The sequence below is a fragment of the Agrococcus sp. KRD186 genome (assembly GCF_017168255.1).
Classification (GTDB): domain Bacteria; phylum Actinomycetota; class Actinomycetes; order Actinomycetales; family Microbacteriaceae; genus Agrococcus.
This window is the reverse complement of sequence record NZ_JABFAP010000001.1, coordinates 2,617,090-2,633,154: the sequence shown is the minus strand read 5'-3', so window position 1 is coordinate 2,633,154 and position 16,065 is coordinate 2,617,090. Positions and strand designations below refer to the sequence as shown.

The window sequence follows — 16,065 nt, the reverse complement described above, 5'->3', positions numbered from 1 at the left end:
GACGACGTCACGCAGGCACCCGGCAGGCCCGGGCGGAGATGCGCGTGAGTGAGCGCTTCGTCGAGCTGCTGTCGATCGCGTGCGTGAGCGATCGCGCGGCGGGGATGCGGTGGTACGCGACGTTCTTCGGCCGCCCCGCCGACCAGATGATCGGCGAGGAGGCGCTCTGGCAGGTCGGCGCCGACGCCTGGCTGGTCGTCGACGAGCGGGCCGAGCGCGCCGGCGCCTGCACGATCACCTTCGCGGTGCGGGGCGTGCAGGAGATCGTCGAGCGGCTGGCCGCGAGCGGGATCGTGCCCGACGAGCACGAGACCTACGGCAACGGCGTGCAGCACGCGACCTTCGTCGATCCGGACGGCAACGCGATGTCGATCGCCGGGGTGCCGGAGGGCACCTGAGCCGGCAGCGAGACTCGCTGCCCCGACGTGCACGGTCCGTGCCCGGACAGCACGAAGGCCCGGTCTGCGACCGGGCCGAGTGGAGCGGATGACGGGAATCGAACCCGCGCTATCAGCTTGGGAAACGCGCCAGGGCTCCTGCCCTAACAGTGCGTGATGCCCCGGAATTCCGCGGAATCATGCGGGAGTCAGGCTATCAGACGTTGACCGCTGGCGACCGCGATTGACCGCGTTTTACCGGTCACGAGTCCACGCGAGTCCACGCGCTGGACAGATGTGGGCGGGGGTGCTTAGTCTGCGGCCACATTCGAGGGGGAGCAGATGACCAGTACCCAGAGGCGCGCATCGGGCGCGTGGGCCGAGGCGCTCGAGGCATTCGAGCAGGCGCAGCTCGAGGCGCTGCTGTCGCCGGTGACGGCGGCGCAGCGCGTCGGCTACCTGCGCACGTTCGCGCGCGAGGTGCAGCGGCCACCGTTCGCCGTGGCGCGCGAGCATGTCGCGGCCTGGCTCGAGCAGCACCCGGCGTCGCCGGATGCGCGCAAGCACCACGGCATCGCGCTGCGGGCGTTCTACGGCTGGGCGGTCGAGGCCGGCCACGTCATCGCCAGCCCGGCACCGGCACGGCCGGCGGTGACGCGCTACACGCTCGCCGCGCGCTGGCAGGATGCGCTGACGGCATTCGAGGCGGCCGAGGCGCAGGCCAAGCGGCAACCGGCGACGGTCGCGCTGCGCCTCAAGCACGTGACGCGCTTCGCAGCTGCGGCCGACTGCTCGCCGTGGGAGGTGACCGGCGAGCAGCTCGCGGCCTGGCTCGAGAGCCTGCCCGGTGCCCCGAGCAACCGGCAGGCACACCGCACGTCGCTGCGGGCGTTCTACCGGTGGGCGGCGAGCACCCGGCGGGTGCCGGTCGACCCGAGCGCCGAGCCGAGCCGGCGCGCGGTCGCCAAGCCGGTGCCCGAGGCGTGGCGCGAGCCGCTGCGCAGCTTCGCCGCCTCGGCCCGCGCTGCCGGCCGGCTCGAGTCCACCGTGCGGTCGCGGCACGAGATCCTCGCCCGCTTCGCGCGCGAGCACGCATCGCTCGAGCCATGGGCGGTGACTCTCGATGACGTGCTGGCCTGGATGGGCGGCAAGCGCTGGAAGCCGGAGACTCGGCGCATGGCGCGCTCGGCGCTCATTGGCTTCTACCGCTGGGCCGAGGACACCGGCAGGGTGCTCGAGTCGCCGCTGCGGCGCTTCCCCATCGTCAAGGCCGGCCAGCCTCGGCCGAGGCCGGCGCTCGAGCACGAGTACCGGGGCGCGCTCGCCCGAGCCAACGATGCCGACGCGCTCGCGCTGCGACTCGCGGCCGAGCTGGGCCTGCGGCGCGGCGAGGTCGCCGTGCTGCACCGGTGCGATGTGCTGCCGGCCGAGGGCGGGCACGAGCTGCTCGTGCACGGCAAGGGCGACAAACAGCGCACCGTGCCGCTGCCGGCGAGCATCGCCCGCGAGCTGCTCGCACTGCCGGACGGCTACGCATTCCCCGGCCGGCTCGATGGCCACCTGAGCGCCCGCTACCTCGGCAAGCGCATCTCAGCGCTGCTGCCCGACGGCGTGACCATGCACGCGCTGCGGCACCGCTTCGCGACGCTCGCCTACACCGCCTCGAGCGACCTGCTGACCGTGCAGCAGCTGCTCGGCCACTCGAGCCCGGCCACCACGCAGCGCTACGTGCAGCTATCGCCCTCGCGCCTGCGCTCGGCGGTCGAAGCGGTGGCAGCAGCATGACCTCCGAGCCACGCGCCTACGTGGTCGTCACGCGCGTCGGGGAGGATTGGCGCGACTTGCCGGTGCCACACGTGGGCGTGCAGCTCGCGCACCCGTCCGAGCCGATTGCGCTCGGCTGGCTCGCACCGCTCGAGCCGGTCAAGGCCGGCGCTGAGCTCGTCGCAGCGGCCGAGGCTACAGCGGAGCAACTCGGGCTCGAGGTCAGCAGCCGGTGGCAGCTGACCGACATCGGCGCACGCGCCTGGCTGCGCCGCACCGCCTAGCGCACAACGCGCGGCGCAAGGATCGTTGCGCCGCGCGGGCGTGGCTACGCGAGGCGGCGAGCAGCGGCTTGGCAGCTCACCGCCGCCGGTGCCGTCGTCCGGCTGGCGAGCAGCACGAGCGGGCATGAGCGGGCATGACACGCCGCCGAGCTTCGTACCGCGCGGCCACGGCCGCTAGCGTGCACTCGCAAACGGGCCACCGGCCCGCGCATTCGTCGTGCCCTGGGAAAACGTAGAGATAGGGCCGCATCGCGATTGCTTCGGCAGCTCTGGGCTGCGCCCGCTTCGGCGGCGGTTTTTCTGGGCGGATCGGGGGGAACAAGACGGGGCGGCGCGGGATGTCCTGAGGGGCCGACCTGAAAAAATCGGCCCCCACCAATGAGAGATGGCCGGTATTCGACGCCTGCAACGCCTGCAACGCCTGCACCTCGAGGGCAAGCGGCGAGAGCGGGCCTGCATCCGACGCCTGCAACGCCTGCAACGCCTGCACTCATGCCGAGAGCGGGCCTGCATCCGACGCCTGCAACGCCTGCAATGCCTGCACCCGGTGCAGGCGTCAGCCAGCCGCGACGCCTGCATGACGCCGGCGCGACGCCGGCACAGGTCGCCCCCGGTCACGAGCGGGCGTGACCGGGGGCGCGTCACCCTCAGGCGTCGTGCTTGCAGGTTGCTTCGGGGCTGCACACGTGCCACTGCTTCACACCGGTGCGGTCGTCGCCCTCGTCGTCCACCGTCCACCCGTTCTTACGCAGCGCGGGCGCGTCGCGGCGCAGCGTCGAGGTGACGGCGCGGGCGTTCTTCGGCCAGTCGCGAGGCTCGCGCCATTCGCCGTCGTGCGGTCGCACCACCTCGAGCAGCTCGGCTGCCGTGCCCAGCACGTCGAGCCGCAGCCCGAGCAGTAGCGCCGTGAACGGTGACGACGTGAGCGTGTCGGCCGCGACCTCGGCGGACTGGGCGCGGTAGTGCGCCAGGCCGGCGGTGCCGTGCAGGCGGTCGACGGCGGCCAGCACGCGGGCGTAGTCGGCCATGCGCGGCAACTGCGCGAGCTTGATCGTCGGCAGCAGCTGCTGCACCTGCGCCACCAGCTCGAGCAGTGCGCCGAGGATACGCGGGCGGGCCTCATCCCAGCGGGCTTGCAGCGACTCCTCATCGCGGCGCGCGTCGTCGGGGATGCGGTGCAGCTCGATCATCAGCAGCCGCTCGGCGAGGTCGCCGCGCAGGCCGGCGAAGTCGATGCCGGTCAGCACCACCTGCCGCCGGAACCGGAACACCGCCAGCCCGCTATCGGTGTAGAGCTGCCGGCGCACGTCGCCGTCGCCGGTGACCGCTCGACACAGCGAGTCGCTGAGCCAATCGGGCATCGTCGAGATGTTGTCGAGCGCGGCCACCCATGAGCCCGAGAGCGCCGTCACGAGCGAGTCGGAGTCGCGCGGCGGCTTGCGCAGCGGCACGGTCGTCGGGTCGAGCAGCTGCACGAGCATCGCGGCGGCGGTGCTCTTGCCGGTGCCCTGCTCGCCGGCCAGCGTCGGGATGGGGTGCGGGATATCGGGCCGGAACGCGGCGACCATCGCGGCGATGAGCAGCGGGCGGTCGCCGGGCGCGACGTTCAGGAAGTCCCACAGCTCGGCGAGCGAGCCGCCGGGCTCGGGCAGCGGCATGGCGTCGGTCAGCTCGGTGCGCCGGAACATGACCGGTGCCGAGTCGAGCAGCTCGACCGCCTGCGGCGTGACGTGGAACACCTTGCCGTCAGGCCGGCCCGAGTCGATCCACAGCGCGCCGTCGACCTCGGCGACCCGCATCGCCAGGTCGACCGGCTCGAGCCGGCGCGCCTTGCCCTCGAGCACGCTCAGCGCATCCGTCAGCGCCGCCTGCGGCGCTGCCTTGCCCTCGAGGTCGTAGTAGTCGCTGGCGAGCGCAAAGCGCAGGCCGAGGCGACCACCGCGCAGCGGCAGCGCGATGTGCTGCTGGCTGCCCACGCGCTCGCTGGCGAACGGCTCGCCATTCGGCGTGACACCGAGCCGGTAGCGGCCCTCAGCCAGCCGCACCAGCCGCGTCGCCGCGCTTGGCCGCTCGTCAGCCTTGCCAGCCTCGGCCTGCGGCTCGGGCTCGGGCGGTTCAGGGAAGCCAGACACGTCGGGCACGTCGGTGGGCGTCATGCGGCACCGCCTCGGCGCGCCGATGCGATGGTGGCGCGAGCCTCGGCGGCGGGCAAGCCGATGCTCAGCGCGGCTCGCTCGAGCGCGTCGAACGTGCCAGCCGGCTGCCCCTCGTCATGCGCTCGGCAGGCGGCCCAGTAGAGCCCGGCGTTGCGCTTGCCCTCGGGCAGCCGGCCGACGTACTCGACCAGATGCGCGGCCTTGGCGTCGAGCCCGGCATCGGCGCGCAGCGGTGCCGCCGGCCGAGGCAGCGACGGCACGCGCAGCAGCTGCGCGAGCGTGTGCGGCAGCCGAGCCGGGCCGGCGTCGCCGAGCCAGCGGTAGGGCTGCCCGGTCGCCGGGTGCAGGCTCGGCGGCATGACGCAGTACCCCGTCGAGGTCTTCACGTCGATGCCCTCGGGCAGGCGGGTGGAGGTGAGCCGGCCGCCGGGGTGCTGGAAGTACAGGTGCCGACCACCGTCGCCACGTCCCGACAGCACCGTGAGCGTGGCCGGCAGCTCGTCACCAGCTGCGCCGGCGAGCGTGTCGAGTGTGCCCCCGTTGCGCGGGTCAAGGTCGAGCACTACGAGCCCGCCGGGCACCCGCGCGCCGAGGTTGTGCAGCGCGCCGGCGGGCCACCAGGCGCGCACCTGCTCGGGGTCGGCGGATGCGTCGCGCACGCCGTGCGCCGTGAGCGGCACCTTGCCGCGCAGCGGCAGCAGCTGCCAGCCGGCGGCGGCGAGGGCGAGGGCGTCATGCGTCGTCGGCATTGTCGGCCTCCCATCGCTGCCGGTGCTGCTCGCGGCGCAGGTCGTCGCGGGCCTGCGGCGAGCTGCTCGAGTGGCCGAGCATCCGCCGGTACACCTCGTGCAGGTCGTGCGCGAGCTCGGCATAGGCGGGGGTGTCGGGCTCGCACCGCGCGAGCTGCTCGCGCAACTCGGCCACGAGGGCACGCTGCTGCGCACGCACGCGGTTGAGGGATGGGCCGGGCATGTGGCTGGCGCGCTCGAGGTGCATCATGCGTGCACCGCCTCGGCGCCGGGCCAGCAGCCGGCTCGGCGCAGCCAGGCGACGCCGGCGGCCAGCTCGCGCCGGCTTAGCGTCAGCCCGCCGGCGTGCTCGAGCGCTGCCCGGCGCACGGCTGCTCGGAATGCGCGCGAGCCGGGGTGCTCAAGCACGGCGGGCGACAGGTGAGGCAGCACGGTCAGCAGCAGCTGCGCGTGCAGGGGGGCGCGCGCAGGCAGCGGCGCGCTCATCGCTTGGCCGCGCGGGTTGCGGGCTCGGTGTTGGACTCGAGGTAGGCGTCGAGGTCGTCTGACCACACGCGCACGTGACGGCCGACCTTGACGACGGGCACGCGGCGCTCGCTGACGATGCGGCGGGCCATGCGCTCGCCGGTGCCGAGCACCTCGGCGACCTCGAGCAGGGTGAGCAGGCGGCGCTGCTCTTGGTTGGGGGTGTGCATTGCGTTGCCTTTCGAACAACGCGCCCTAATTCTGGGGTGGGGTCAGCCCCAATGCCGTTCGGTTAGCCGTCGGGGCCGGGGGTCAAGATTCTGGTGTGGAGTGTCGCGGGATAGGTGCGTCGGTCGATCTCGCGGCCCTTGGCCCGGTACTTGGAGATGGCGCGTTTGATCACGCGCGCAGCCCTTGTGAAGAGATCGGTCTTGGCGGACAGATCCACTTCTACAAGGGCTGCGGCTCTCCAACGGGAGCCACGCGGACGCGCTGCTTGACATCACCGCCCGACGGCTAACCGAACGGCATTGGGGTCAGCCCTGGATCGTCAGCTGCGACTGCGCGCGCGATGGGCGCGGGGGTCGAGCGGCTGCGCGGTGCTTAGATCGCTGCCGGGTCGGCGGCGACTGCACCTGGCGCGCGCGGCGCGGCCGTGAGCACGCGCGGTGCTCGCGGCGGGGGCGGCGCGTCATCCGTGGCGCGTCGCCGCTGCACCGGGTGCGGCTCGGCCTCGAGCAGTTCGAGCGCTGCTCGAGCCTCGGTGAGCACCAGCAGCAGCTGCGCCCAGCCGCGCACGCGCAGCCAGTGGCGGCCCCAGCGACCCGAGCCGGTGTAGACGCCGAGCGCGGCCCACGATTCGGCCACCTCGCGCGAGACCGACTCGGCCCAGCGCACAAGCTCGTGCATCTTGTGCGGCAGCAGCTGCCCGGTGATCGACACCAGGCCGGTGGGCATGGGAGGTGTCCCCCGGTGCCCGTTCGTCGCCACTGTCGTCTGCATGAGTCCACCATGCACCCGCGCACCCACATGGGCCAGCCGAGGTGTAGCACTCGGTTGACACTCGGCCGACAGGTGCAGGCGTGCAGGCGTTGCAGGCGTGCGATGCGGGGCTTCTCTCATGGTCAGCCCACCGCGCGCAGTCTCGGCGCGGTCGACTCGGCGGCGTAGAGCGCGTCCAGGCGCTCGGCGAGAATCCGGTCGGAGTCGTCGGCGGCGTGCGCGTAGATCAGCGCGGCGCGCATGGTCGTGTGGCCGAGCCGGGCCTGCACCTCGGGCACCGATGCGCCGGCGCGGTAGGCGAGCGTCGCGCCGGTGTGGCGCAGGTCGTGCCAGGTGAGGTCGAGCCGGCCGACCGTGAGCCGGGCGGCCTTGAACCACTGCGACAGCCGCGACACGCTCACCGGTGCGCCGTTGGTCGAAAACAGCAGCGCGTCGGGCGCAGCTGCGACGTGCTCGCGCATGTGCGCCTCGAGGATCGCCACCGCGAACGGCGGCAGGTGCACCAGCCGGCGGCTCTTGCGCGTCTTGGTCTCGCCGAACGTGATGCCCTGGCCGCGCAGCTCGAGCAGTGCTCGCTCGACGCGCAGCGTGCCGGCGTCGAGGTCGACGTGCCGGCGGGCGAGGGCGAACAGTTCGCCGCGTCGCAGCCCCGACCAGGCGGCGAGCGTGACGGCGGCCGAGAGGTGCACCGGCATCGCGGCGGCGAGCGCGGCGACCTCGGCGGGGTTGGCGGTCGAGCGCTCGGCGGCGGTGTGCTGGCCGGCACCGCGCACCCGGCAGGGGTTGTCGCCGGTCAGCAGCTCGTCGGCCTTGGCGGCGTTGCAGATGTTGCGCAGCAGCGCGTAGGCGCGGGCGGCGGTCGAGCGGCCGGCCGAGGCCAGGTCGTGCTCGGGCTTGGCGCGCAGCACCGGCAGTACCGGCTCGCCGGCGGCCCGCCAGGCGCGCAGCACCTCGTCGGAGAGCTTGCCGGTGGCGGGCACGCTCATGCCCTTGTGCGCGGCCCAGCGGCGGGCCGGGTGCGGGTCGCGGGCGGTCGAGGCCGAGGCCTGGCGGGCGAGGCCGGCGGCGCGGGCGGCGTCGAACATGGCCGAGTGCCAGGCGCGCACCACCGCCGGCGACAGCTCGCGCAGCTCGATGCTGCCCAGCTCGATGCCGCCGCGCCGGCCGGGCAGCTGGAAGCGCGGCAGCACCCAGCGCTCGAGCGTGTCGGCGTACAGCTCGGCCGTGCGCGGGGTGAGGTCGACGCGGCCGGCGAGCCACTCGCGGGCGTAGTCGGCGAGCGTCTGCGAGCCGGTCTCGGGGTCGACCCAGACGCCGCGCGAGCGGTCGGCGTGCTCGCCGGCGAGCCAGGCGGCGGCCTGCTCGCGGGTGTCGAACGTGCGGCCGGCGGCGATGCTGCGGCCGGCGAGCCGATAGCGGGCTCGCCAGCGGCCCGAGGGCAGCTGCTCGGTCGTGCCCCAGGTGCTGGGGGTGCGGCGTGTTGCGCTCTTGCGGGTGCCGGTGCGGGCGGTTTTCGCGGTCATCGTTCAGTCCCGTTTTCACCACGTGAGTCCACGTGAGTCCACGGCAGGGTCTGAACGCGCTGCCCTCGTGAGTGTCTCGACCCTCAGAATTCCGCGGAATCCTGCGGGTGTTGACCTCGAGCGGATGACGGGAATCGAACCCGCGCTATCAGCTTGGGAAGCTGAAGTTCTACCATTGAACTACATCCGCGTGGCCGCGCCCGGTGTGCACCGTGCGGCTGCCACCAGTGTACGCGACGCCGCCGGGCGTCAGCCCTCGTAGGCGTGCGCCACCAGCGACTGGTGCTCGGGGTGCTTGCCCAACCAGCCCTGCACGAACGTGCACTGGGGCACGATCTTGCGCGCCGCATCCGTCGCATCCTGCATCGCGAAGCGCGCCAGCGCGCTGCCGACGCCGTGCCCGCCGTACTCGTCGCCGACGACCGTGTGCTGCAGCACGCGGTTGCCGTCGGCATCGTCGACGTAGGAGAGCACGCCGGCGAGGTGGTCGCCGATGTGCGCCTCATAGCGGCCGCGGTCGGAGTCGTCGCCCACGACGACCTGGGTCTGGCTTGCCTGATCGCTCATGGCCCCATCCAACCTGGCGGCGCGCGGAACGACAAGCCCGTCGGTCAGTCGGTTCGGTCGCTCGGCGCTTCCTCGACGGGCGCTTCCTCGACGGGCGCTGCGGCGACCGGCGCTGCGGCGACCGGCGCTGCGGCGACCGCCGGTGCCTGCACGTCGCCGGCCTCGCCGCGCACCGGCCCGGCGTAGGTGCGCAGGTGCAGGCGCACCGAGTCGTCGGCCTTGCCGAGGCGCTTGCGGCGGCGCGCTGCGGCCCACAGGTTGAGCCCCTCGACGAGCACCGCGAACACCATCGGGCCGTAGATGAAGGCCTTGTCGATTTCGAAGCCGAAGCCCTCGGCGATGAGGAAGACGCCGATCAGCAGCAGGAACGACAGTGCCAGCATCTTCACCGTCGGGTGGCGGTTGACGAAGTCGAAGATGTACTTCGCCGAGAACAGCAGGATGCCGAACGAGATCACCACCGCCGCGATGATGACGATCATGTTGCTCGTCATGCCGACCGCGGTGATGACCGAGTCGAGCGAGAAGACCAGGTCCATCGCGAGGATCTGCGCGAGCACGGCGCCGAAGGTGGCCTTGCCGACGGATGCCTCTGGACCCTCCTCGCCCTCGAGCTTCAGGTGGATCTCGTGGATGGCCTTGTAGAGCAGGAAGCCGCCGCCGAGGATGAGGATGAGCTCGCGGCCGGAGAAGCCCATGCCGAACACCGTGAACAGGTCGGTGTTGAGCGTGATGATCCAGCCGGCCAGCAGCACCAGGCCGACGCGCATCACCATCGCGAGCGTGAGGCCGAGGTTGCGCGCCTTCGCCTGCTGCGACTCCGGCAGCTTCGCGGCGAGGATCGAGATGAAGATGACGTTGTCGACGCCGAGCACGATCTCGAGCACGAACAGCGTCAGGAAGATGGCGAGCAGGTCGGGCGTGAATGCAAACGAGAAGTCCATGAGGCGTCACATCCTACGGAGCCGGACTGTCGCAAACCTGGGCCGCACCCGTGACTCTGGCCGACTGCCGGCTACGGAACCCGGTGCAGCCACTCCTCGGTGCCGAATTTGGTGCGGATGCGCTCGGTCGCCTCCGCGAGCTCGGCGTCCGTGAGCGCGCCATCGGTGCCGCCGAACAGCTTCCGGAAGGTGCCCTTGAGCGCCTCCTGCACCGCCGACTTCTCCATGCCGGTCTGCGACTTCAGCGGGTCGACGCGCTTCTTCGCGCTCGTGGTGCCCTTGTCGCTCAGCTTCTCCTTGCCGATGCGCAGCACCTCGGTCATCTTGTCGGCGTCGATGTCGTACGACATGGTCGCGTGGTGCAGCACCGCGCCCGACGCGAGCCGCTTCTGCGCGGCGCCGCCGATCTTGCCCTTGGCGCTGGTGATGTCGTTGAGCGGCGCGTAGAACGCATCGATGCCGAGCCCCTTGAGCGCTTCGATGACCCACGCATCCAGGAACGCGTAGGAGTCCTGGAAGCTCATGCCCTGCACCAGGTCGCCCGGCACGTAGAGCGAGTAGGTGATGGCGTTGTCGGGCTCGGAGAACATCGCGCCGCCGCCGGTGATGCGGCGCAGCACCGGGATGCCGTGGCGCTCGGCCGCCTCGGGCTCGACCTCGTTCTTGAACGACTGGAACGAGCCGAGGTAGACGGCGGGGCCGGCGAGGTTCCAGAAGCGCAGCGTCGGGCCGCGGCGGCCGGCGCCGACCTCCTCGGTGAGCACCTCGTCGAGCGCGACGTGCAGCAGCGGCAGCCGCGGCTCGTCGTCGATGATCGTCCAGTCGTAGTCGGCGAACGAGCTGGCGTGCTGCAGCGCGCGGCGGATGGCGACGCCGACCGATTCGGGCGTGAAGCCCAGCAGCGTCGCATCGGCGGGCAGGCCCGCCTTGATGGCCTCGCCGATCTCGGTGGCGGATGCGGTGGCCGGCAGGCCGTTTACGGCTGCGTCGATCTCGCCCAGCGCCTCGTCGGGCTCGAGGAAGAAGTCGCCCGCGAGGCGGAAGTCTTCGATGCGGCCGTCTCGCTCCTCGAGGTCGACGACCACGAGCTTGCCACCGGGGACCTTGTACTCGCCGTGCATGGCACCAGCCTACGGCGCGGCTGCGCGCCAGGGGCGGCTGCCGGCGGGACGGGCGGCTGCGCGCGCCAGGGTTGGCGGAGCACGGACCTCTTCGGGATCCGGGGACCCGATAGAACAGGTCCTGCGATCCCGAAGGGGTCCGCGCTCGCGCGCGCTCGTGGCCGAACGGGTCCCTCGATCCCGAACGGGTCCGCGCGCGAGGGGTCCACGCTCGCGAGGGGTCCGCCGCGCGCGAGCTCGCCGCCTCAGGCGCGGCGGGCGCTCCCGTCGTGCTCGCGGGCCAGCAGCGCCAGCGCCAGCGCGCCGGCGAGCAGGCCGACATCGCGCAGCGCGACGTCGAAGTAACCCGGCAGCGTCAACAGGTTGACGATGATGCCGAGCAGCCAGGCCGCCACCACGAGCCCGCCCCAGCGAGGCGCGATGGCAACCAGCAGTCCGGCCGCGATCTCGATGATGCCGATCCCCCACATCGCGAACTGCGCATCGCCGGGGACGATCGCGTCGACCCAGGGCGCGAGGTACTGCGTCCAGTCGGTGAGCAGGTTGCTGAACTTGTCGATCCCGAACAGGATCGGCGCGACCGTGAACGCCGTCCGCAGCAGCATGAACGCCCACTGGCTGGGGCTGCGCCTGCTGGCGGCGGTGTGCGCGGTCGTGGTGCTGCCGGTTGACGACACTGTCGTGGCCATGGCACCGCTCCTCTCTTGCAGGATCCGCCGCCGGTGCGACCCGTCCGCGGATCAATTTCTAACTGTCATTGATCTGCACGATAGACCCGGAGTACTCTAGCGTCAAGATCCCCTGCCGATAGAGGATCGGGTCGCGCAGACGTGACCACCGCCCACGAACAGGAGCAGCCGATGCCGCTCGACGACGACGTCACCGCGGTCGGCGCGATCGCCGACGACGCGCGCCACGAGCTCTACCGCTACGTCGTCGCGCAGCCGCAACCGGTCGGGCGCGAAGAGGCCGCCGCAGCGGTCGAGATGCCCGTGCACCGCGCGCGCTTCCACCTCGAGAAGCTCGAGCAGGCGGGGCTGCTGGAGACCGACTACGCGCGCCCCGCCGGCCGCGGCGGCCCCGGCGCCGGCCGTCCCGCGAAGCGCTACCGGCGCGCCGACCGCACGGTCGCCGTCTCGCTGCCGCCGCGCGAGTACGACCTCGCGGGCTCGCTGCTGGCGACCGCGATCGACGCCGCCGCCGAGACGTGCGAGCCGGTGACGGATGCGGTGGCTCGCGTCGCCACCGCACGCGGCCGTGCGCTGGGCACTGAGTCGGCCGCCCGACGGGAGCGCGGCGCTGCCGCGCCGGCCGGGGTGAGCGGCAGCGGTGCCGCGACGGCGGACCGGCGGGTCGACGACGACGATGCGCTGCACGCGGCCGCCGAGGTGCTCGCCGAGCACGGCTACGAGCCGCGCCGCACCGAGCGCGGCATCGAACTCACGAACTGCCCGTTCCACGAGCTCTCCCGCGCGCACACGACGCTCGTCTGCGGCATGAACCGGGCGCTGCTGGACGGCGTCACCGAGACCGTCGCGCCCGGAACGCTGCGTGCCAGGCTCGATCCGGCACCCGGGCGCTGCTGCGTCGTGATCGAGTCAGCGGATCCCTGAGCCAGTGGACCCTGAGCCAGCGGACCCTGAGCCAGCCGATCGGCGCGGAGGGCCTCAGCCAGGCGTGCAGGGCAGGGCGAAGCGGCCCAGCCAGCCTGCGGGGCAGTGCGGAGCGGCTCAGCCAGTCTGCCGGGCCGGCGCGGGGAAGAGCCGCGCGTCGAGCCATTCGACGATGTCGTCGAGCACCTTCGCGCGGTTGATCTCGTTGAGGATCTCGTGCCGGGCACCCGGGTAGACCACGACGGTCACGTCGCTGAGGCCCGCGCGCCGGCGGTAGGCCTCGCCGAGCTTCTGCAGCGACTTGGTGCCGCCGAGCGAGTCGTCGGAGCCGCCCGCGATGAGCACCGGGAGCCCTGGCCGAATGCGTCGGCTCGGCACGCCGTACTGGCGCACGCCCTCGATGGGGCCGAACACCCGCAGCGGCTCGGCGGGGAACGTGAGCGGATCCTCGACGAAGGCGTCGATGACCGCCTGATCGCGCGAGAGCCACTCGTACCCGGTGTCGCCCAGGTGCGTGTGACGGGCGTTGTAGTCGCCCGGCTTGATCCAGCCCGGCACGCGGTAGGCGGTGCCGCTGAGCACGGCCGCATCGACGAGCCCGTCGTGCGCGTTGAGCAGCATCTGGGTCAGGACCGAGCCCCACGAGTGGCCGAGGATCGCCAGCGGCAGGCTCGGGTGCTCGCCGCGGATGCGCTTGAGCGCGCTCACGAGATCGCCCACCGCCGCGCGCATGCCGCCCGGGCCCAGCTTGCCGAGCTTCGAGAGGTCGCCGCCGTGCTGCTCGACGCCGGTCGCGCCGTGGCCGCGCTGGTCGATCGCCCAGACGGCGTAGCCGGCCGCCACGAAGCGCTGGGCGACGTGCTCGTAGCGCAGCGCGTGCTCGCCCAGCCCGTGCACCAGCAGGATCGCGGCCTTCGGCTTGCCCGGCTGCCAGCGGTAGTAGTGCACAGTGACGCCCTGCAGGTCGACGAAGGTCGACTCGGTGCGCAGCGCGGTGAACTTTGGCATGCCCGGATTGTAGGACGGGACGGGCGCAGTCCCCGCATCGAGCGCCGCGCCTGAGTGGAACCTCGGGGCTCAGGCGGCGGCGAGCCGCTTCGCCAGGTGCCGACCGGTGAGCGAGTCGCCGGGCTCGGCCGCGAGCGCCGCCGGTGTGCCCTCGGAGACGATCCGGCCGCCCTGCGCTCCGGCGCCGGGGCCGAGGTCGATGACCCAGTCGGCGCGCGAGACGACGTCGAGGTTGTGCTCGATGACGATCACCGTGCGGCCGTCGTCGACGATGCGCTCGAGGAGCCCGATCAGGTTGTCGACGTCGGCCATGTGCAGGCCGGTGGTGGGCTCGTCGAGCACGATGGTCGCCGAGTCGCTGCCCAGCTCGATCGCCAGCTTCAGCCGCTGCCGCTGACCGCCGGAGAGCGTCGAGAGCGTCTGCCCCAGCCGCACGTAGCCGAGGCCCACGTCGAGCAGCCGGGTGAGCATCGGCTGCACGGCCTTCTCGGTCAGGAAGGCCTGCGCCTGCTCCACCGACATCTCGAGCACGTCGGCGATCGAGGCGCCCCGCAGCTCGTAGTCGAGCACCTCCGAGGTGAAGCGGCGCCCGCCGCACAGCTCGCACTCGGTCGCGACGCTCGCCATGAAGGAGAGGTCGAAGTAGAGCACGCCCAGGCCCTTGCACTCGGGGCAGGCGCCCTCGGAGTTGGCGCTGAACAGCGCCGGCTTCACGCCGTTGGCCTTCGCGAAGGCCTTGCGGATGGGCTCGAGGATGCCGGTGTAGGTCGCCGGGTTCGATCGCCGCGATCCCCTGATGGCGCTCTGGTCGACGAAGGTGACGCCGCCGCGCGGCAGCGAGCCGTGGATGAGCGAGGACTTGCCGGAGCCCGCCACCCCGGTGACGGCCACGAGCACGCCCGCGGGGACATCCACATCCACCCCCGTCAGGTTGTGGGAGCGCGCGTCGCGGATCTCGAGGTGCCCGGTGGCCTCGCGCACCGACTGCTTGATCTGCTGCCGATGCTCGAGGTGCTCGCCCGTGCGGGTGCCGGAGGCGCGCAGCTCGTCGAAGGTGCCCTGGAAGACGACGGTGCCGCCGTGCGTGCCGGCACCCGGCCCCATGTCGACGATGTGATCGGCGATCGCCATCACCTCGGGCTTGTGCTCGACGACCAGCACCGTGTTGCCCTTGTCGCGCAGCCGCTGCAGCAGGCCGTTCATGCGCTCGACGTCGTGCGCGTGCAGTCCGGCGGTGGGCTCGTCGAAGACGTAGGTGATGTCGGTGAGCGCCGAGCCCATGTGGCGCACCATCTTGGTGCGCTGCGACTCGCCGCCCGACAGCGAGCCGGCCGGGCGATCGAGCGAGAGGTAGCCGAGCCCGATGGCGTCGAAGGTCTCGAGCAGGTCGACGAGCTTCGCGCGCAGCGGGGCGGTGCCGGCCCCGCCGGACTCGGCCGGGATCGAGGCGATGAACGGCGCGAGCTCGGTGAGCTGCATCGCGGTCGCCTCGGCGATCGTCCTGCCCTGCACCCGCACGTCGCGGGCGCGCTCGTTCAGGCGCGTGCCGCCGCACTCCTCGCACGGGCCGAAGGTGGCCGCGGCCTCGACCGCCGCGCGCAGCGTGGGCTTCATCTTATCGCGCTCCTTCGAGAACACCGACTTGCGCAGCTTCGGGATGAGGCCCTCGTAGGTGAGGTTGAAGCCCGCGAAGGCGACCTTGCGCTCCTCGCCGTGCAGGAAGGTGTGCAGCTCGTCGTCGCTGTAGTCGGCGACGGGCTTGTCGGGATCGAGCAGGCCCGACTCGGCGTACTGCTTCCAGTACCAGGTGCCGTGCGTGTAGCCGGGGAAGCCGATCGCACCCTCGTTCAGGCTCTTCGAGCGGTCGACGATGGCGTCGACATCGATCGCCGAGACCTGCCCGATGCCCTCGCAGGCCGGGCAGAAGCCCGCCGGGTCGTTGAACGAGAAGTACGCCGAGGATCCCAGCTGCGGCGTGCCCACCCGCGACCACAGCACGCGCAGCATCGTGTACGCATCCGTCGCCGTGCCGACCGTGGAGCGGTTGCTGGCCCCCATCGGATCCTGCCCGACGAGGATGGCGGCGGTGAGCCCCTCAAGACCGTCGGCCTCCGGCTGCGGCGCGGGCGGCATGAAGCCCTGCACGAAGGCCTCGTAGGTCTCGTCGATGAGCCGCCGGGACTCGGCGGCGATGGTGCCGAAGACCAGGCCCGACTTGCCGGAGCCGGAGACGCCCGTGAAGACGCTCAGCTGCCGCTTCGGGATGTCGAGGTCGACGGACTGCAGGTTGTTCTCGCGCGCCCCGCGGACGCTGATGTGCTCGCTCACGCGTCGACGGTACCCGGCGCCACCCACGCCGTCGCCGGGCGACAGGAATACGAGGTGCTTGCACCTCGGGCAAGAGTCGACGATCTTTCGCAGCCTGCCGTCGGGGCGCGCAGCGCCCGCTTCTCTACGCTCGAGAGCAGCACGGCACCACCGTCTCCCCCGCG

At 72.3% G+C, this 16,065-nt stretch carries 17 protein-coding genes and 1 tRNA gene; 4 read left to right on the top strand and 14 right to left on the bottom strand.

Annotated features, from left to right (window positions below; translation table 11 throughout):
* Positions 1–44: 44 nt before the first annotated feature.
* The 3 genes from J1M46_RS12935 to J1M46_RS12925 all read left to right on the top strand — a co-directional run bounded on the left by J1M46_RS12935 (position 45) and on the right by J1M46_RS12925 (position 2,425).
* Complete coding sequence (locus J1M46_RS12935) at positions 45–398, top strand: VOC family protein (RefSeq protein ID WP_206448174.1); 354 nt, start codon at positions 45–47, stop codon at positions 396–398.
* 321 nt (positions 399–719) lie between these two features.
* Positions 720–2,162 carry a tyrosine-type recombinase/integrase gene (locus tag J1M46_RS12930; RefSeq protein WP_206448173.1) on the top strand — a complete coding sequence of 481 codons (1,443 nt, stop codon included), beginning with the start codon at positions 720–722 and terminating at the stop codon, positions 2,160–2,162.
* Entirely contained in the window at positions 2,159–2,425 is a 267-nt protein-coding gene (locus J1M46_RS12925; protein WP_206448172.1) for a hypothetical protein, read from the top strand. Before J1M46_RS12930 ends, J1M46_RS12925 begins: the two co-directional genes overlap by 4 nt.
* A gap of 647 nt (positions 2,426–3,072) precedes the next feature.
* Here the strand turns inward: J1M46_RS12925 and J1M46_RS12920 are convergent.
* The 12 genes from J1M46_RS12920 to J1M46_RS12865 all read right to left on the bottom strand — a co-directional run bounded on the left by J1M46_RS12920 (position 3,073) and on the right by J1M46_RS12865 (position 11,641).
* Positions 3,073–4,581, bottom strand: coding sequence for a hypothetical protein (locus J1M46_RS12920; protein WP_206448171.1), 1,509 nt, complete (start codon positions 4,579–4,581; stop codon positions 3,073–3,075).
* Positions 4,578–5,330 (bottom strand): bifunctional DNA primase/polymerase, encoded by a 753-nt coding sequence (locus tag J1M46_RS12915; protein WP_206448170.1) that lies wholly within the window; start codon positions 5,328–5,330, stop codon positions 4,578–4,580. Before J1M46_RS12915 ends, J1M46_RS12920 begins: the two co-directional genes overlap by 4 nt.
* Positions 5,314–5,580: a hypothetical protein gene (locus tag J1M46_RS12910; protein ID WP_206448169.1), complete on the bottom strand. Its 267-nt coding sequence runs from the start codon at positions 5,578–5,580 to the stop codon at positions 5,314–5,316. Before J1M46_RS12910 ends, J1M46_RS12915 begins: the two co-directional genes overlap by 17 nt.
* Positions 5,577–5,816 (bottom strand): hypothetical protein, encoded by a 240-nt coding sequence (locus tag J1M46_RS12905; RefSeq protein ID WP_206448168.1) that lies wholly within the window; start codon positions 5,814–5,816, stop codon positions 5,577–5,579. Before J1M46_RS12905 ends, J1M46_RS12910 begins: the two co-directional genes overlap by 4 nt.
* On the bottom strand, positions 5,813–6,025 hold the full coding sequence (locus J1M46_RS12900; RefSeq protein WP_206448167.1) for a helix-turn-helix domain-containing protein: 213 nt from the start codon (positions 6,023–6,025) through the stop codon (positions 5,813–5,815). Before J1M46_RS12900 ends, J1M46_RS12905 begins: the two co-directional genes overlap by 4 nt.
* A 373-nt stretch (positions 6,026–6,398) precedes the next feature.
* Positions 6,399–6,797: a hypothetical protein gene (locus J1M46_RS12895; RefSeq protein WP_206448166.1), complete on the bottom strand. Its 399-nt coding sequence runs from the start codon at positions 6,795–6,797 to the stop codon at positions 6,399–6,401.
* Between the two features lie 122 nt (positions 6,798–6,919).
* Positions 6,920–8,320 carry a tyrosine-type recombinase/integrase gene (locus tag J1M46_RS12890; RefSeq protein ID WP_206448165.1) on the bottom strand — a complete coding sequence of 467 codons (1,401 nt, stop codon included), beginning with the start codon at positions 8,318–8,320 and terminating at the stop codon, positions 6,920–6,922.
* 119 nt (positions 8,321–8,439) lie between these two features.
* Positions 8,440–8,510: transfer RNA gene (locus tag J1M46_RS12885), tRNA-Gly, on the bottom strand.
* 59 nt (positions 8,511–8,569) lie between these two features.
* Positions 8,570–8,887, bottom strand: coding sequence for a GNAT family N-acetyltransferase (locus J1M46_RS12880; protein WP_206448164.1), 318 nt, complete (start codon positions 8,885–8,887; stop codon positions 8,570–8,572).
* Positions 8,888–8,931: 44 nt separating this feature from the next.
* A complete protein-coding gene (locus J1M46_RS12875) occupies positions 8,932–9,831 on the bottom strand; it encodes a TerC family protein (RefSeq protein ID WP_206448163.1) in 900 nt (299 codons plus the stop codon).
* 71 nt (positions 9,832–9,902) lie between these two features.
* Positions 9,903–10,952: a lipoate--protein ligase family protein gene (locus J1M46_RS12870; RefSeq protein ID WP_206448162.1), complete on the bottom strand. Its 1,050-nt coding sequence runs from the start codon at positions 10,950–10,952 to the stop codon at positions 9,903–9,905.
* 245 nt (positions 10,953–11,197) lie between these two features.
* Complete coding sequence (locus J1M46_RS12865; protein WP_206448161.1) at positions 11,198–11,641, bottom strand: hypothetical protein; 444 nt, start codon at positions 11,639–11,641, stop codon at positions 11,198–11,200.
* A gap of 141 nt (positions 11,642–11,782) precedes the next feature.
* On the opposite strand from J1M46_RS12865, the gene J1M46_RS12860 reads away from it, so the two are divergent.
* Positions 11,783–12,565, top strand: a complete 783-nt coding sequence (locus J1M46_RS12860; RefSeq protein WP_241249122.1) for a helix-turn-helix transcriptional regulator — start codon at positions 11,783–11,785, stop codon at positions 12,563–12,565.
* 117 nt (positions 12,566–12,682) lie between these two features.
* Here the strand turns inward: J1M46_RS12860 and J1M46_RS12855 are convergent, their stop codons facing one another.
* Together J1M46_RS12855 and J1M46_RS12850 are read right to left on the bottom strand one after the other, a co-directional pair.
* Positions 12,683–13,573, bottom strand: coding sequence for an alpha/beta hydrolase (locus J1M46_RS12855; RefSeq protein ID WP_206448160.1), 891 nt, complete (start codon positions 13,571–13,573; stop codon positions 12,683–12,685).
* A gap of 69 nt (positions 13,574–13,642) precedes the next feature.
* Positions 13,643–15,901 carry an excinuclease ABC subunit UvrA gene (locus J1M46_RS12850; RefSeq protein ID WP_342384377.1) on the bottom strand — a complete coding sequence of 753 codons (2,259 nt, stop codon included), beginning with the start codon at positions 15,899–15,901 and terminating at the stop codon, positions 13,643–13,645.
* Between the last annotated feature and the right edge of the window lie 164 nt (positions 15,902–16,065).

What these genes read in the sequence shown, in the direction of transcription:
- J1M46_RS12930 (WP_206448173.1), top strand. Translation starts at nt 720, where the DNA reads ATGACCAGTACCCAGAGGCGCGCATCGGGCGCGTGGGCCGAGGCGCTC.
- J1M46_RS12925 (WP_206448172.1), top strand. Translation starts at nt 2,159, where the DNA reads ATGACCTCCGAGCCACGCGCCTACGTGGTCGTCACGCGCGTCGGGGAG.
- J1M46_RS12920 (WP_206448171.1), bottom strand. Translation starts at nt 4,581, where the DNA reads ATGACGCCCACCGACGTGCCCGACGTGTCTGGCTTCCCTGAACCGCCC.
- J1M46_RS12915 (WP_206448170.1), bottom strand. Translation starts at nt 5,330, where the DNA reads ATGCCGACGACGCATGACGCCCTCGCCCTCGCCGCCGCCGGCTGGCAG.
- J1M46_RS12910 (WP_206448169.1), bottom strand. Translation starts at nt 5,580, where the DNA reads ATGATGCACCTCGAGCGCGCCAGCCACATGCCCGGCCCATCCCTCAAC.
- J1M46_RS12905 (WP_206448168.1), bottom strand. Translation starts at nt 5,816, where the DNA reads ATGAGCGCGCCGCTGCCTGCGCGCGCCCCCCTGCACGCGCAGCTGCTG.
- J1M46_RS12900 (WP_206448167.1), bottom strand. Translation starts at nt 6,025, where the DNA reads ATGCACACCCCCAACCAAGAGCAGCGCCGCCTGCTCACCCTGCTCGAG.
- J1M46_RS12895 (WP_206448166.1), bottom strand. Translation starts at nt 6,797, where the DNA reads ATGCAGACGACAGTGGCGACGAACGGGCACCGGGGGACACCTCCCATG.
- J1M46_RS12890 (WP_206448165.1), bottom strand. Translation starts at nt 8,320, where the DNA reads ATGACCGCGAAAACCGCCCGCACCGGCACCCGCAAGAGCGCAACACGC.
- J1M46_RS12880 (WP_206448164.1), bottom strand. Translation starts at nt 8,887, where the DNA reads ATGAGCGATCAGGCAAGCCAGACCCAGGTCGTCGTGGGCGACGACTCC.
- J1M46_RS12875 (WP_206448163.1), bottom strand. Translation starts at nt 9,831, where the DNA reads ATGGACTTCTCGTTTGCATTCACGCCCGACCTGCTCGCCATCTTCCTG.
- J1M46_RS12870 (WP_206448162.1), bottom strand. Translation starts at nt 10,952, where the DNA reads ATGCACGGCGAGTACAAGGTCCCCGGTGGCAAGCTCGTGGTCGTCGAC.
- J1M46_RS12865 (WP_206448161.1), bottom strand. Translation starts at nt 11,641, where the DNA reads ATGGCCACGACAGTGTCGTCAACCGGCAGCACCACGACCGCGCACACC.
- J1M46_RS12855 (WP_206448160.1), bottom strand. Translation starts at nt 13,573, where the DNA reads ATGCCAAAGTTCACCGCGCTGCGCACCGAGTCGACCTTCGTCGACCTG.